General features: G+C 64.4%; 15 protein-coding genes. 9 read left to right on the top strand and 6 right to left on the bottom strand.

The window, feature by feature from the left end; all coding sequences use genetic code 11:
• Window positions 1-17 precede the first annotated feature (17 nt).
• On the bottom strand, window positions 18-767 hold the full coding sequence (locus F3J10_RS10875) for a hypothetical protein (RefSeq protein WP_167242076.1): 750 nt from the start codon (window positions 765-767) through the stop codon (window positions 18-20).
• Window positions 768-1,035: 268 nt separating this feature from the next.
• Here F3J10_RS10875 and F3J10_RS10870 point away from each other — a divergent pair, with 268 nt between their 5' ends.
• Window positions 1,036-1,359 (top strand): DUF4148 domain-containing protein, encoded by a 324-nt coding sequence (locus F3J10_RS10870; RefSeq protein ID WP_167231917.1) that lies wholly within the window; start codon window positions 1,036-1,038, stop codon window positions 1,357-1,359.
• 77 nt (window positions 1,360-1,436) lie between these two features.
• On the opposite strand, the gene F3J10_RS10865 is transcribed toward F3J10_RS10870, so the two are convergent.
• The 3 genes from F3J10_RS10865 to F3J10_RS10855 all read right to left on the bottom strand — a co-directional run bounded on the left by F3J10_RS10865 (window position 1,437) and on the right by F3J10_RS10855 (window position 3,896).
• On the bottom strand, window positions 1,437-1,706 hold the full coding sequence (locus F3J10_RS10865; RefSeq protein WP_167242061.1) for a DUF4148 domain-containing protein: 270 nt from the start codon (window positions 1,704-1,706) through the stop codon (window positions 1,437-1,439).
• Between the two features lie 118 nt (window positions 1,707-1,824).
• On the bottom strand, window positions 1,825-3,228 hold the full coding sequence (locus F3J10_RS10860) for a heavy metal sensor histidine kinase (protein WP_167242060.1): 1,404 nt from the start codon (window positions 3,226-3,228) through the stop codon (window positions 1,825-1,827).
• On the bottom strand, window positions 3,225-3,896 hold the full coding sequence (locus F3J10_RS10855) for a heavy metal response regulator transcription factor (RefSeq protein ID WP_046582068.1): 672 nt from the start codon (window positions 3,894-3,896) through the stop codon (window positions 3,225-3,227). Before F3J10_RS10855 ends, F3J10_RS10860 begins: the two co-directional genes overlap by 4 nt.
• Before the next feature lie 220 nt (window positions 3,897-4,116).
• On the opposite strand from F3J10_RS10855, the gene F3J10_RS10850 reads away from it, so the two are divergent.
• Genes F3J10_RS10850 through copD form a run of 4 tightly spaced genes read left to right on the top strand, consistent with a single transcriptional unit; the run spans window position 4,117 to window position 8,245 of the window.
• Complete coding sequence (locus F3J10_RS10850) at window positions 4,117-6,018, top strand: copper resistance system multicopper oxidase (protein WP_167242059.1); 1,902 nt, start codon at window positions 4,117-4,119, stop codon at window positions 6,016-6,018.
• A gap of 8 nt (window positions 6,019-6,026) precedes the next feature.
• The gene (locus tag F3J10_RS10845; RefSeq protein ID WP_240155515.1) at window positions 6,027-6,884 is read left to right on the top strand and encodes a copper resistance protein B; all 858 of its coding nucleotides are present in this window, start codon (window positions 6,027-6,029) and stop codon (window positions 6,882-6,884) included.
• A 54-nt stretch (window positions 6,885-6,938) separates the two neighbouring features.
• Complete coding sequence (gene copC, locus F3J10_RS10840; RefSeq protein ID WP_167242057.1) at window positions 6,939-7,325, top strand: copper homeostasis periplasmic binding protein CopC; 387 nt, start codon at window positions 6,939-6,941, stop codon at window positions 7,323-7,325.
• Window positions 7,322-8,245 carry a copper homeostasis membrane protein CopD gene (copD, locus tag F3J10_RS10835; protein ID WP_240155512.1) on the top strand — a complete coding sequence of 308 codons (924 nt, stop codon included), beginning with the start codon at window positions 7,322-7,324 and terminating at the stop codon, window positions 8,243-8,245. Before copC ends, copD begins: the two co-directional genes overlap by 4 nt.
• Before the next feature lie 153 nt (window positions 8,246-8,398).
• On the opposite strand, the gene F3J10_RS10830 is transcribed toward copD, so the two are convergent.
• Window positions 8,399-8,698, bottom strand: coding sequence for a hypothetical protein (locus F3J10_RS10830; protein WP_167242056.1), 300 nt, complete (start codon window positions 8,696-8,698; stop codon window positions 8,399-8,401).
• Window positions 8,695-10,434 carry a hypothetical protein gene (locus F3J10_RS10825; RefSeq protein WP_167242055.1) on the bottom strand — a complete coding sequence of 580 codons (1,740 nt, stop codon included), beginning with the start codon at window positions 10,432-10,434 and terminating at the stop codon, window positions 8,695-8,697. Before F3J10_RS10825 ends, F3J10_RS10830 begins: the two co-directional genes overlap by 4 nt.
• Before the next feature lie 718 nt (window positions 10,435-11,152).
• Here F3J10_RS10825 and F3J10_RS10820 point away from each other — a divergent pair.
• The 4 genes from F3J10_RS10820 to F3J10_RS10805 all read left to right on the top strand — a co-directional run.
• Window positions 11,153-11,815 (top strand): response regulator, encoded by a 663-nt coding sequence (locus F3J10_RS10820; protein ID WP_025102206.1) that lies wholly within the window; start codon window positions 11,153-11,155, stop codon window positions 11,813-11,815.
• Complete coding sequence (locus F3J10_RS10815; protein WP_167242054.1) at window positions 11,812-13,191, top strand: ATP-binding protein; 1,380 nt, start codon at window positions 11,812-11,814, stop codon at window positions 13,189-13,191. Before F3J10_RS10820 ends, F3J10_RS10815 begins: the two co-directional genes overlap by 4 nt.
• Before the next feature lie 238 nt (window positions 13,192-13,429).
• A complete protein-coding gene (locus F3J10_RS10810) occupies window positions 13,430-13,939 on the top strand; it encodes a sigma-70 family RNA polymerase sigma factor (protein WP_025102208.1) in 510 nt (169 codons plus the stop codon).
• 4 nt (window positions 13,940-13,943) lie between these two features.
• Window positions 13,944-14,200, top strand: a 257-nt coding sequence (locus tag F3J10_RS10805; RefSeq protein WP_167242053.1) for a DUF4880 domain-containing protein, incomplete at its 3' end; no start/stop codon positions are given.

The following is a 14,200-nucleotide window of genomic DNA, read 5'->3' as shown; positions in this document are numbered from 1 at the left end:
TGCAATGGGGCGACGCCTCAGGCTGGCGAGCGGGATGCGGGCCCGCGCCGGTGCGCGATCTCCAGCATGCCGACCAGCAGCACGATCACGGCCAGGAATACGAGGCTCGTGTGCACGGTGCCCAGGCCGAGGCCGCCGTATTCGCGTGCCTGCGAGAGCAGGTCGCCGAGCGAGGCGCCGAGCGGGCGCGTCAACACGTAGGCGATCCAGAAGGTGAGCACGCGCGAGGCGCCGAGCCAGGCGGCGAGGGCGCTCAGTGCGATCAGGCCGGCGCAGGCGAGCACGCCGAGCCGGAAGCCCATGCCCAGCGCTTCGGTGGCGAGATCGCCGGCGGCGGTGCCGAGCGCGAAGGTCAGCAGGATCGCGCTCCAGTAGAACGTTTCGCGCCGTGGCGTGACGATGCTGTCGAACGACAGCGTGCCCTCGCTGCGATACCAGATCCCGAAGGCGGCGGCGAGCGCGACGGCGAATGCGCTGCTGCTGGCGTACAGGCTGACATGCAGGCCATCGGTCAATGCGTCGGTGATCTGCGTGCCGACCACGCTGACGAGTACCACGTTGAGCCAGTAGAGCCAGGGCAGGTAGGCGCGCGCGCGAAACTGGGCGAACAGCGCGAGGGCCAGCAGGAGCAGCATCAAGCCGGCCGTCAGGGCCGTGCCGAGCCCGACGTGGACGGCCAGGTAATCGGCGCCGGTCTCGCCGACGGTGGTGGCCAGGATCTTGACCAGCCAGAACGCCAGCGTGACGGGCGGCACCTTGTTCAGCATCCGGGCGGTATCGTCGGCTCGGGGCCTTGTCATCGAAGTCACGGGAGTCTCCACGGTAGCGGGCGCGATCCGGGTGGATCGTGGCGCTACTGTGCCGGCGCGAGACTTAAGCGTTGCTTATGGACTGGATGCCGTTGCGATCAGGATCGTGTCTCGTTGCGATTGCGGCTCGTTAAGCTCGGCTTAACCGCGCGTCGGGATCATGGGGGATAGGCGTTGGCGATGTGCCTCGCCTTTCTTCCATCGTTCAATATCAGGAGTGCAGATCATGAAATTCCCTATCGTTTCGCTTCTCGTCGCCTCGTCTCTCGCCCTGCTGGCCGGTGCCGCGCATGCCGACGTCACGCACCTGACCTCGCGCGACAGCGTGCGTTCCGAACTGATTCGCCTGGAGCGGGCCGGCTACCAGCCGGCTCGCAATTCGAACCAGTATCCCGACGATATCCAGGCTGCCGAAGCCAGGCTGAACGGCGACACGGCCGCCCGACGCGATACGTCGGGTTACGGGACGATGTCCGCGGCATCGGCCCAGGGCGGTGGCGTGGCGACGCCGATTGCCGGCCCGCGCGGCGGCATCTATGCGCATCATTGATTCGCGTGGGCGCTCCGCGCCCTGCTCCCGCGAGGTCGGGGCGTGCGCCGATCTCGCGATCGCGCGCGCCGAGCCCGTCAGCGATGCGTATCCCAATCAGGCCGCGCGATCCGATGAAGTTCCTGGTTTCGTTCGATGGTCGACGCGCTCGGCGGATAGTCGTTCTTGCTGGCCGGCAGCAAGCCGTCGTGATACGCCTGGATCAGTTCCTGGCGAACCTGCTCGCGGGTCTTGCCGGCGGCGGTCGGCGCCGTTCGTGAGCCGGGAGCGTCGTGGCCGGCATCCGCCAGCGCCGTGGTGGATGCGGTGGCGATGGCGGCGATGAGCATGAGGGTGCGCAGCTTCATGGTGGCGTTCTCCAGTCTTGATCCGGGCATGGCGATATGCGATCCCGATGCCATGGATTCTGGAGAGCCGCGCCCGAGCGAGCGGTGACGCGTGGATGATCTTTTCGTCACGACCGTGTCAATCGTGCCGGCTTGCCTCGCGCGGAAACCTCAGCGTGAACGCGGTGAGCCCGTCGCGGCTCGTCACGTCGACGCTGCCGCGATGCAGTTCCATGATCGAGCGGACGATGGCGAGGCCTAGGCCGGCGTTCTTCGCCGAACCTTGCCTAGAGGGGTCGACGCGATAGAAACGCTCGAAGATGTTCTCGAGGTGGGCTGGTGGAATCGTCGCGCCGCTGTTTTCGACACGAATCGTGCTGACCTCGTTCTGTTGCGCCACCTCGATTGCGATGGTGCTGCCCGGAGCGGCATGTTCCACCGCATTCGACAGCAGGTTCGCCGCCGCGCGCCGCAGCAGCAGCGCATCGGCCAGCACGGTGCCCGTTCCGTCGATGCGGATGCGCAGGTTTTTTTCGTCAGCGAGCGCCTGGTAATACACGGCAATCCTGCCGAGCGTCTCGCGCGCATCGAGTCGCGTCGGCGACAGGTGCTGCGTGGCGTGATCGGAGCGGGCGAGGAACAGCATGTCGTCGAGCATCCGTTGCAGGCGCTCGCATTCCTCGATGTTGGATTCGATCAGTGTCTCGTAGTCGGCGCGCTCGCGATCGCGCGACAGGATGATCTGGGAGGCGCTGATGATGTTGGCGAGCGGCGTGCGCATGTCGTGCGCGACGTCGGACGAGAAGCGCGACAGGCGCGCGAACGCGCGCTCCAGTCGATCCAGCATGCGATTGATGGAGGCACCGATATCGACGAGTTCGGCGGGGCCATGCGCCACATCGAGCCGCTCGTGCAGGCTGCTGGCCTCGATCTGCGAGGCCTGGCGCCCGATGTTGCGCACCGGGCGCAGGCCCAGGCGGGTGATCAGGTATCCCAGCGTGCCGACCAGCAAGGCGCCGATCACGGTGGCCGCGACGATATCCAGGCAATAGGCGCGCAGCAGGGCGCTGCGATCGTCGGCGCTGCGCGCGATGGCGATCGTGATCCGGTTGCCGTCACCGAGCGGCACGGCGCCGTGGATGCATTCGGCCGAGCCGATGCCGGCCGGCGCGCAGGCATAGGCGACGCCTGCCCGATGGCCCTGTGCGATGCCGGCATCCAGCGAGAGCCCGGCTTCCTCCGAATGCTCGACGATGGGGGCGCCGCTCGCGTCGAAGACCCCGACGAACAAGCCGGAATGCGACAGCAGGGTTTCGTGAAATGCCGGCGCGGCGAGCCGCACGCCGGCGAGCGTGCGCGCCGCGCTGGTGAGTTGCGTGACCTGTTTGAGCTTGTCGGCGATCTCGATGTCGTCGCGTTGCCGCAACTGTGTCGACAGCGCCTGGTACAGGTAGCCACCGAGCATGGCCAGCACCGCCAGGCCCGCCAACGCGAACGCGGCGGCCAGGCGCGCGCCCAGCGAATAACGACGCTGCCGCGTCATGCGGACCGATCTTCCAGCACGTAGCCCATGCCGCGCACGGTGTGCAGCAGCTTCGGCTCCTGGTGGTCCATCTTCAGGCGCAGGCGGCGTATGGCGACGTCGACCACGTTGGTGTCGCTGTCGAAGTTCATGTCCCAGACCTGTGAGGTGATGAAGGCGCGCGTGAGAATTTCTCCTTCGCGTTCGGCCAGCAGTTGCAGCAGCGCGAATTCCTGCGCGGTCAGTTCGACACGCGCGCCCGCCCGCTTCACGCGCCGCTTCACCAGGTCGAGTTCGAGATCGGCGATCCGCAACGTGGTTGTGCCGACGTCTCGCGAGCGCCGGAGCAGCGAGCGGATTCGCGCGAGCAGTTCCGCATACGCGAAGGGTTTCGCCAGGTAGTCGTCGGCGCCGAGCTCGAGCCCCTCGACCTTGTCGGGAACCGAGTCGCGAGCGGTGAGCAGCAGCACCGGCGTCGACTTGCGCTGCCGAAGGCGGCGCAGCACTTCGAGCCCGTCGATGACCGGCAGCATCACGTCGAGGATCAGCAGGTCGAAGTCCTCTTCGAGCGCCATGAACAGGCCGTCCTCGCCGTTGCCGGCGACCGCGACGCCATAACTGGCCTCGGTCAATCCCCGCTGCAGGTAGGTCCGCATTTTTTCTTCGTCTTCGACAATCAGGATGCGCATGGCGGGCAGAGGCTGGGGCAGTGGAGCGATGCGGCAAACGATAACGCCAAATCGGATGACGCGCCACGTTTGCCGAAGATGAAAAAACCGTCATTTGGGAGCCATCCGGCAGTCGTCGGTCCCTTCTTAATCTGCTCGGCAGGCCCTACCCGGCCGGGCCGCGGCGATATCGACGCCGCGGCGTTCCAAGTGAATCAAGGCGATCGGACGATCCTCGGCAATGCATACGAATCTGGGAAGACGAAATTTTGTGACGCGGCTTTGCGCGGCCGGCGTCGCGGGAGGGCTCGGCATGTGGCGGCCCGAAGTGTGGGCGCTCGAAGCCGGCGACCGCCCGCGCGTGCTCGCCGGATCCGAATTCGACCTGGCGATCGCGCGCAGCTCGGTGGAGATCGGCGGAAAGTCACGCCGCGCGACCACCGTCAACGGCACCCTGCCGGGGCCGATCCTGCGCTGGCGGGAAGGCGATACCGTCACGCTGCGCGTGGCGAACCGGATGGACGAGGCGAGCTCGATCCACTGGCACGGCATCGTGCTGCCGTCGAACATGGACGGCGTGCCGGGGCTGAGCTTCGACGGTATCGCGCCGGGCAGCAGCTATACCTACCGTTTCAAGGTCCGCCAGCACGGCACCTACTGGTATCACAGCCATTCCTCGCTGCAGGAGCAGACGGGTGTGTATGGCCCGCTGATCATCGACCCGGCGCAACCCGAGGCGAGGCGCTGCGAACGCGACTACGTGGTGATGCTGTCCGATTGGAGCGACGAGGATCCTCGTCGCATCAAGTCCAGGCTCAAGAAGCAGTCGAACTACTACAACTTCCACCAGCGCACCCTGGTGGACCTGTTTCGCGACGCGCGGCGCGATGGCTGGCGCGCCACGCTCGCCGATCGGCGGATGTGGAGCGCGATGCGGATGAGCCCGACCGACCTGTCGGACGTCGGCGGCTACACCTATACCTATCTGGTCAACGGCGCGGCGCCGGACGACAACTGGACGGGCCTGTTCAATCCGGGCGAGCGCGTGCGGCTGCGGTTCATCAATGCCTCGGCCATGAGCTATTTCGATGTGCGCATCCCGGGGCTCAGGATGACCGTGGTCGCCGCCGACGGCCAGGACGTGGAGCCGGTTGCGGTGGACGAATTCCGGATCGCGGTGGCGGAAACCTATGACGTCGTCGTCGAGCCGGGTTCGGCCGAGGCCTATACGATCTTCGCGCAATCGATGGATCGCAGTGGTTATGCACGCGCCACGCTGGCTCGACGCGAGGGGCTGGCCGCGCCGGTTCCGGCGCTCGACCCGCGCCCGCTGCTGACGATGGCCGACATGGGCATGGATCACGGCGCGATGGCGGGGATGTCGCCGGATGCGATGCAGGGCATGGACCATGGCGCGATGGCGGGGATGTCGCCGGACGCGATGCAGGGCATGGATCACGGCGCGATGGCGGGGATGTCGCCGGATGCGATGCAGGGCATGGATCACGGCGCGATGGCGGGGATGTCGCCGGATGCGATGCAGGGCATGGACCATGGTTCGATGGCCGGCATGTCGCCCGACACGATGCAAGGCATGGACCATGGCGCGATGGCGGGCATGATCCAGCATCCGGCGACGGAGCGCGGCAACCCGCTGGTCGATGCCCAGGCGATGGCACCCACGGCACGGCTCGACGATCCCGGTGTCGGCCTGCGCGACAACGGTCGGCGCGTGCTGACCTATGCCGACCTGCGCAGCACCTTCCCGGATCCGGACGGCCGCTCGCCCATGCGCAGCATCGAACTGCATCTGACGGGCCATATGGAGAAGTTCGCCTGGTCGTTCAACGGCCTGAAGTTCTCCGACGCGGGGCCGATCCGGCTGCGCTACGGCGAGCGTGTGCGGCTCGTGCTCGTCAACGACACGATGATGGCGCACCCGATCCACCTCCATGGCATGTGGAGCGATCTCGAGGACGAGGCTGGCCGGTTCCAGGTCCGCAAACATACGATCGACATGCCGCCCGGCACGCGCCGCAGCTACCGCGTGACGGCCGATGCACTGGGCCGCTGGGCCTATCACTGCCATCTGCTGTTCCACATGGAAACCGGCATGTTCCGCGAAGTGGTGGTGGAGGAATGAGCCGCCTCATGAAGATGTCCCTTCGTCCGCGCGCTGTCGCCTGCTTGTTCGGCATGACGGCTGCGCTCGGCATCTCCGGCGTCCATGCCGCCGAGGTAGAGATGCCCTCGCCGGCCGCCGTGCCGGAGCCGCTCGTGCAGCCGATGGCGCCGAGCCCGGCGTCGCCGGTCGCGCCCCTGACCGATGCGGATCGCCGCGCGGTCTATCGCGGCGGCGCGCTGCACGACATGGGCGATACCGAACTGCATTCGTACTTCGTATTCGATCAGCTCGAATGGCAGCATCGCACCGCCGGCGGCACCCTGAACTGGAACGGCAACGGCTGGATCGGCGGCGACCTGGACCGTCTGTGGCTGCGCACCGAGGGAAGCCGCGTCGGCTCGCGTCTCGAGGATGCGGAAGTCCAGGCGCTCTGGGGGCATTCGATCACGCCCTGGTGGGACCTGGTAGCCGGCGTGCGCCACGATTTCCGGCCCTCGGCGGCGCAGACCTGGCTCGCCTTCGGCATCCAGGGCCTGGCGCTCTACAACTTCGAGTCGGAGGTGACGGCCTTTGTCGGCCAGCGCGGCCAGGCTTCCTTGCGCGTCGAGGGGCGCTATGACCTGCTGATCACCAATCGCCTGATCCTGCAGCCGTCGTTCGAGGCCAATCTGTTCGCGAAGAACGACGCGGCGCGCGGACAAGGCGCCGGCCTCGGCGATACCTCGCTGGGCTTGCGCCTGCGCTACGAAGTGGATCGTCAGTTCGCTCCCTATCTCGGCATCAGCTGGGATCGTTCCTACGGCAACAGCGCGCGCATGGTCGTCCGGGAGGGCGGCCGGCGCTCGGAGTTGTCGGTGCTGGCGGGCGTTCGCGTGTGGTTTTGAGCGACGCGGCGCCCGGTCTTTCCACCCGTTTTCCCATCCTTTAGGAGTCCATTCATGTCGCGTCGTCTGATTCTGCCCGGCCTGTCGCTCGTCGTCTCGTCCCTGATCCTGGCGAGTACCGCATCCGCCCATCCCGCGCTGCTTGCCTCGACTCCCGCCAACCAGATCGAGGGCCCGGCTCCCGAGCGCATCGAGCTGCGCTTCTCCGAGGATCTGATGCCGCGCCTGTCGGGCGCCGTGCTGGAAATGACGGCGATGCCGGGCATGGCCGGTCACGCACCGATGAAGATCGCCTCGACCGTGTCGGGAACCACCGACCCGAAAATCATGCTGATCGTGCCGAACCAGGCGCTGCGGGCGGGCACCTATCGCGTCGCCTGGCGGGCGGTGTCGGCCGATACGCATCCGGTGGCAGGCTCGGTGAGCTTCACGGTCCGATGAGCGCGATGGATGGGGCGCTGAATATCGCGATCCGCTTCGTGCTGTATGCGGCCGCGATGTTGTTCGCCGGGCTGCCGATGTTCGCGCTGTATGCCTTGCGGCGCGAGGAGCGCGGGGCGCCGTGGTTCGTCGTGCCGTTCACGCGCGTGCTGGCCGGCGCGGCATGGCTTGGCCTGATCGCGTCGGTGGCCGCGCTGGCGGTGATGACGCGCGCGATGTCGGGGAGCGACGATCTCGACGCGAATCTCGATGTACTCGGCGCGCTGCTCGGCGGCACTGCCTTCGGCTCGGCCTGGTTTGCTCGCGTTCTTGCCTGCCTGGGCGCCTGTTGCCTGGCCAGGCGGCTGGCACGCCGGCCGACGATGGCGGCCTTCGCGGCAGCGGCGGCCGCCGGCCTCGTGGTACTCGGTTCGCTCGCCTGGGGCGGCCACGCGGTGATGGACGACGGCCGGCGCGGCGTGCTTCATCTGATGGCCGACCTCGTGCATCTCGCGGCGGCGGCGATCTGGCTCGGCGCCCTTGGCGGATTCGCGATTCAACTGGCGGCCGGCGGCGTGACACATATCGAAGTGCTGGTTCGCACGTTGGCTCAGTTCGCCACGGTGGGCAGTGCCGCTGTGGCGGCCCTGATCGCGACCGGCATGGTGAATACCGTGATGGTGGTCGGCTGGCCGTTGGTCGGGTTCCCGGACAGCAGCTACGGCCGCGCGCTGCTAGTCAAGCTGGTGTTGTTCTGCGCGATGCTGGGGCTGGCTGCCTTGAACCGCTATCGCCTGGCTCCCGGGCTCGAGGCCCGCTTGCGCTCCGGGGACAGCCCGGGCGCGATGGCGTCGTTGCGCGGCAGCCTGGTGCTGGAATTGGTTTGCGCGATGGCGCTGCTGTTGGCGGTCGCGGTGCTCGGGGTGCAGGAGCCGAGGTGATATCGCGGCTGGCGCCAGGCGCAGAATTTCGCTTGGGTGCCGGATGGCGTTCGTCGAGTAGCCACGCGGGTGGATTTGCCCATATCAGCAAATCCACCGAACTTTGGCGTGTCGAGGTACTCGTTTTATAGTCTTCTTCGAGGATCGCAAGTCTCATTTCATGATCTTCAGCAGCAACGCAAGTATGGCTGTGAAATATATAAAAAAATTGAATTTCCATGAATGATTCAACTTTCCAAGTTTCATTGCTTGTTCGGGAAATTTTCTGACGAAAGCGAAAGCCAGCCAGACCAGTGCCGCAATGGCCAAGGGGGTCGACAGGAATGCAATTTTAAAAAGAGTGTTGCAAGTGTCGAAGGTGCAGCCCTTTTCCGTGGAATTTGATGATGTGAGCGAGAGTGTCCATGCCACAATGAACGTTGCTGAAATGTAGTCGATGCTTGATTTTTTCATGTTGGGTAGGGTAATTGATCCAGTGGCTGCTCATCGAGAAGGTATCTTGTGGTATTGAAGTCGGCCGTCAAATATCCGTTGGCGTTTTGTTTTTCATCGAAAAATTCGGTTTCGAGAATTTTGAGGTCATTGCTGTTTTTGTTTGCGGATTCGTGATGAAGGTTTATTGGGTTTGGTGGTTTCGGGGCAGAGTCCGAGGCGTTTGTCAGGTTGAGCAGCGCGGAGGTGATTTCTGTGTCGCTTGGTTGCAACAGCAGGTCTGATATTGTTATCGAGTTTGGTTTGTTTTCTCCATTGGGTTGATGTGTGAGTTGAGTTTTTGATAAATCAGGGGTTTGCGCATTGAGCATGCCGTGGCTGATTGATGTCATTCCACGATTGGGTATCGTGAGATTGGGTAATTCGTCAGTTGTTGTTGAAGGATTTTCGTAATTAAAATGGTCGGATTTCTCGGGCCAATGTTTCTGCGAGGTAATCAATCCATCGTTATTGAAGTATTCGTGCTCGATCTTGCCGTTCTTGTAATATATTTCTATTGCTTTCGTGTTGTTGATTTTTTCGACAAAATAACTTGGATCTCCTGCGGGTGTGTATGCGGTATGCTTTGATGATGCGCTGCTGATTTCGTCGAGTGATTCAAGGGTGCCATCTCTGTAATTTAATATTTCAGTTTTTCCGGAATGGTAAATCTTGATTTCCATTTCTATCAATCCAGATTTGGCATAGTGCTTCTGATGGGTGTAGCCCATTTCGTTCTCTTCCGACGTAAATCGCAGAATCCCATTTTTTGTTTTTAAGATCAAGGTGTCGTTTTCGTAGAGTTTTTCGGTAAATGATTTTTCTTTGAGCGAAAATATTTGCTCCTTCCTTGTGCCTATGGATGGTATTGTCGTTGTTGTGCTTAATTCTGGGATTCCGTCGGTATAGGCGATGTGTGTCGTCGAATCGTCGAGGTATATTGTTCTGCGAATATAGTTTCCGTGTATGTCGAGAAAGCCAACTTCTATCTCGTCGCTATCCTTGGAGAGGCTGGTTATTTTTCTGTAATAGGTGCCGGTGGCGCTTGATTCAATTAGCAAGGAGTCGCTCGTTCCATCTTTGTGTATCGCCAAGGTGCTTGTTTCGCCGTTTCCATAGTCAGTTGTTGTTACTCTTTCGCCGTCCTGGCTGATGTATCTGTCCGTCGTCGTCGTGCCATCTGTCGTTCGACTTCCAATTACATTGCCGTTCGCATCAAAAATTGATCCTTCTCCTGCTTGGCCGGTTGAAATAACATCGCGGATTGTCTCTGCGTCGGATGGTGATTCGTTGTCGTTTCCGGGATTCAGTATGTTGAAAACTGCTCTTCCAAAGTCGGGTGCATCAATCAAGAGTCCAGCGGTGGAAATCAGTTTTCCGGATACCAGTGCAAATGATGCAATTCCCTGGGCGGCTGGAACGTATGATGCTGTCGCTCCGACAATGCTCATTACGTTTCCTGCAATTGATATTAAATCGCCAATGGAAGGGGCGTTGCCTGATTGAATGTCGATTGCTATTTTTCCGAGTGTGGTGGTTGCTGCCGCGGGGGCGGTTGCCAGAACGCTCGCGGGAGAAATCGTGCCTAATAAAGCGATGGTCTGACCTGACGCGGAAACAAGTTCTTGCCCGGTGGAGGCTCTTGATAAATTCATCGCGGCATCCCCGCCGACATAGATTAATAAAGTTCGATTGGTGGCGTTGCCCAGGGAGGTCATGGAAATTGGTGTATTTCGAGGATTGGTGAGTTTTTATTCTCCGATGATCTCTATATATGGAAATCTGATTTGTCATGTTTTGATGGTTTTGCTTGATCCTGCGCAGAATTTAATTCTGGCCCTATTGATGTCCAGGTTTGCCCATTGGGTGACTACGTCATGGAGCTCATCGCTTTCGCACGAGAAACTTGCGTGTCCTCAAGGAGCATGGATGGCAGCGACGGGCTGCAGAGAGATTGTTCTGGAGCAAGAGGCGGGACCATTTCGTTGGTGCGCGGCATCGCTGGACGAGAACGACAACATTGCTCGACGCCGTGCTGACAACATCGGGCCGGTTGCTTGCGCAAAGTGCGAAATCGTAGAACGGTCGGTGGCTGAGCATTGCACGAGGACTCCCCGATGCCATCTTGAGTTTCCGAAAGCTCGATCCCATGTAGCCGTGGAGCTTTCCGACGAGAAGCATTACAACCGCTGAGACAGCCTTGAACCGCTATCGCCTGGTACCCCGGCTCGAGCCCGCTCGCACAATGGCGCTGCTGCTGGCGGTCGCGGTGCTCGGGGCGCGGGAGCCGAGGTGACATCCAGGTTTGAAACCAGGGCGCGATCCATCGCGGACGAGCGCATCGACACAGCTAAGTACCCCCTAAGCATCGCCTGCCTATGATCCGTGCTCGATGCGTGCCCGAAGTGCCGGGCCGCCCGTTCACGGAACCCCACCATGCGCGTATTGCTCGTCGAAGACGACCCGTTGATCGGCAGCGGGCTCGAGGAAGGACTCCGCCACGAAGGTTTCGCGGTGGACTGGGTGCGCGACGGCGATGCCGCCTCGCTCGCGCTGCGCACCACGCCCTATGGGCTGATGCTGCTCGACCTGGGCCTGCCCGGGCGGGACGGCCTGTCCCTGCTCGGCTCGCTGCGGCGCCGCGACGATGCGTTGCCGGCGATCGTGATCACCGCGCGCGACGCGCTGTCGGATCGCATCGCCGGGCTCGACGCCGGCGCCGACGATTACCTCGTCAAGCCCTTCGCGCTGGAGGAACTGCTGGCGCGCATCCGCGCCGTCAATCGCCGCCACTCTGGCCGCGCGCAGACCACCTTGTCGGCCGGCGCCTTGCGGCTCGATCCGGTGCGGCACCAGGTCTGGCTCGGCGGCGACGAGGTGGCGCTGTCGCCCAAGGAGTTCGTGATGCTGCACGAGCTGATGGTCGATCCCGGCGCGGTGATCTCGCGCGAGCAATTCGAGGAGCGTCTTTACAGCTGGGGCGAGGAGATCGAGAGCAATGCGGTGCAGGTGCATATCCACAACCTGCGCAAGAAGCTCGGCCACGTCGCGATCCTGACCGTGCGCGGGGTGGGCTACCGGATCAGCGAGGCGGCATGAGCCGCTCGCCCTGGCGCCGCCTGGCCGGCTCGCTGCGCGGCCGGCTGCTGATCTGGCTGCTGCCGGCCGCCTGCGTGGTGGGCGTGCTGGCCAGCGCCGGCACCTACTGGGCGGCGGTGCGCGAACTCGACGTGCTGCTCGACGACCAGTTGCGCAGCGTATCGCGCCAGATCGAGATCAATCAGCATGGCTTGCCCGCCTTCGCGGGCCATGACGGCGCGGCGCCGGCGCGCCAGCTCGACGACGCCGACGACGTGGTGCTGCAGCTCTGGCGCGGCGGCCGGCTGGCCTTCACCACCGATCCCGGCATCGTGCTGCCGCCGCCCGGCGCGCCGGGGCTCGGCACGCTCGAAGCCAATGGCCAGCGCTGGCACAGCTACGTGCGCGAGAGAGCCGGCACCACGATCCGGGTCGCGCAGCCGCGCACGGCACGCTGGGACGCGCTGGCGCGCATCGCCGTCCATCTGCTGTGGCCGGTGCTGTCGCTGTTGCCGCTGCTGGCGGTGGCGCTGTGGTTCGGCATCGGCTACGGGCTGCGGCCGCTGCGGGCGATCGCCGAAAGCTTGCGGCAGCGCCACGCGACGCATCTCGATCCGCTCGATGCCGAGGCGGTGGCCGACGAGGTGCGGCCCCTCGCGGGCGCCATCAACGACCTGCTGCAGCGGCTCGACGCTTCGTTTACGCTGCAGCGCCATTTCATCGCCGATGCCGCGCACGAGCTGCGCACGCCGATCATGGGCCTGTCGATCCAGGCGCAGCTGCTCGGCCGCGCCGGCAGCGAGGCCGAGCGCCTGCGCGTGATCGCGCAGATCCAGGCCGGCGCGACGCGGCTCGGTCATCTCGCCGAGCAGTTGCTGACGCTCGCGCGGCTCGAGCCTCAGACGCAGGCCGAGCCGTTCGAGCCGGTCGATCTCGCCGCGCTGGCTCGCTCGGTGGTCGGCGAACGCTCGCGCCTGGCCGATGCGCGGCGCGTCGATCTCGGCGCCGACGCGAGCGGCGCGCTGGTGGTACCCGGCTGCGCCGATACGCTGCGCGTGCTGCTCAACAACCTGGTCGACAACGCGATCCGCTACGCGGGAGCGGGCGCCAGCATCGACGTGCGCACCCGGCGCGATGCCGGCGGCGTGCCGGTGATCGAGGTCTGCGATACCGGCCCGGGCATCCCGGCGGCCGATCGAGCGCGCGTGTTCGAGCGCTTCTATCGCGGCAGCGGCGCGCAGGGCGTCGCCGAATCGGGCAGCGGGCTCGGCCTGTCGATCGTGCAGCGCATCGCCGAGCAGCATCGGGCCCGCGTGGTCCTGCGCGACGGGCCTTGCGGGCTCGGGCTCGCGGTCGAGGTGCGCTTCGAGGGGCAGGTGTTGGCCGTCGCTGCCTGAAGTACCGCTGCCTCGTGGCGCGCCCGGCGGCCCGGAGCCGATATCGCCGTTTTTTCCTTCCTCGGTGCTCGTCGCCGCGTCCCGCGCGGGGCGCGGCGAGGCCGTGCATCCGCATCTGGGCTGCCTTCCCGCCGACGCGAAGCCGACAGATAGTTTTCGAGATGATTTTTGTTGTTGTATATAATAATCATTCTCATTTACCTGTTGAAACCCGCCGCGCCCGGCCGGGAGAGCTTAGATGTCGGCCAACAAACTGCTGCTGCACCGCGAAGTCGATCTGCTCTACAGCGACCATCACGCCTGGCTGCAGCGCTGGCTCGGACGCAAGCTCGGCTGCGCGCATCGCGCGGCCGATCTCGCCCACGACACCTTCCTGCGCCTGCTGGCCCGCGAGGAGCCGATCCGCGCCGAGGAGCCGCGTGCCTTCCTGACCACCGTCGCGCAGCGCGTGCTCTACAACCACTGGCGTCGCGAGCAGCTCGAGCAGGCCTATCTCGAGGCGCTGGCCGCGCAGCCCGAGGCGGTGGCGCCTTCGCCGGAAACGCGCGCGCTGGTGATGGAGACCCTGCTCGAAATCGATCGCCTGCTCGACGGGCTGCCGGTCGCGGCCAAGCGGGCCTTCCTGCTGTCCCAGCTCGACGGCCTCACGCAGGCCGAGATCGCCGCCGAGCTCGGCCTCTCGCTGTCCACCGTCAAGCGTCACCTGGTCAAGGCCGCGGCCCGGTGTTTCTTCGCGATGGCGCTCTGAACCGATGAAGCACGAGGCAGCCTCGGCGATTCCGCCGGAGATCGCGCGGCGCGCGGTGCAATGGTGGGTCGATCTGCAGGGCGAGGGCGCTCGCGACCCGGCCCTGCTCGGCGGCTTCGAGCGCTGGCGCGCCGAGCATCCGCTGCACGAAGCCGCGTGGTGCCATATCCAGACCATGCAGGGCCGTTTCTCGCAGTTGGCCGGCGGCGTCGATGCCGGCGCCGCGCGGGCCGCGCTGCTGCCGGCCCGCGCGGCGCCGGA

Origin of the sequence: Burkholderia sp. Cy-637, from assembly GCF_011753175.1 — a bacterium.
Lineage (GTDB): Bacteria > Pseudomonadota > Gammaproteobacteria > Burkholderiales > Burkholderiaceae > Burkholderia > Burkholderia gladioli.
Note: the sequence above shows the minus strand (reverse complement) of the source record. Positions and strands in the feature narration are given on the sequence as shown.

Coding starts and splice junctions, on each gene's coding strand:
- F3J10_RS10875 (WP_167242076.1), bottom strand. CDS start 767: ATGCTGAACAAGGTGCCGCCCGTCACGCTGGCGTTCTGGCTGGTCAAG.
- F3J10_RS10870 (WP_167231917.1), top strand. CDS start 1,036: ATGAAATTCCCTATCGTTTCGCTTCTCGTCGCCTCGTCTCTCGCCCTG.
- F3J10_RS10865 (WP_167242061.1), bottom strand. CDS start 1,706: ATGAAGCTGCGCACCCTCATGCTCATCGCCGCCATCGCCACCGCATCC.
- F3J10_RS10860 (WP_167242060.1), bottom strand. CDS start 3,228: ATGACGCGGCAGCGTCGTTATTCGCTGGGCGCGCGCCTGGCCGCCGCG.
- F3J10_RS10855 (WP_046582068.1), bottom strand. CDS start 3,896: ATGCGCATCCTGATTGTCGAAGACGAAGAAAAAATGCGGACCTACCTG.
- F3J10_RS10850 (WP_167242059.1), top strand. CDS start 4,117: ATGCATACGAATCTGGGAAGACGAAATTTTGTGACGCGGCTTTGCGCG.
- F3J10_RS10845 (WP_240155515.1), top strand. CDS start 6,027: ATGAAGATGTCCCTTCGTCCGCGCGCTGTCGCCTGCTTGTTCGGCATG.
- copC (WP_167242057.1), top strand. CDS start 6,939: ATGTCGCGTCGTCTGATTCTGCCCGGCCTGTCGCTCGTCGTCTCGTCC.
- copD (WP_240155512.1), top strand. CDS start 7,322: ATGAGCGCGATGGATGGGGCGCTGAATATCGCGATCCGCTTCGTGCTG.
- F3J10_RS10830 (WP_167242056.1), bottom strand. CDS start 8,698: ATGAAAAAATCAAGCATCGACTACATTTCAGCAACGTTCATTGTGGCA.
- F3J10_RS10825 (WP_167242055.1), bottom strand. CDS start 10,434: ATGACCTCCCTGGGCAACGCCACCAATCGAACTTTATTAATCTATGTC.
- F3J10_RS10820 (WP_025102206.1), top strand. CDS start 11,153: ATGCGCGTATTGCTCGTCGAAGACGACCCGTTGATCGGCAGCGGGCTC.
- F3J10_RS10815 (WP_167242054.1), top strand. CDS start 11,812: ATGAGCCGCTCGCCCTGGCGCCGCCTGGCCGGCTCGCTGCGCGGCCGG.
- F3J10_RS10810 (WP_025102208.1), top strand. CDS start 13,430: ATGTCGGCCAACAAACTGCTGCTGCACCGCGAAGTCGATCTGCTCTAC.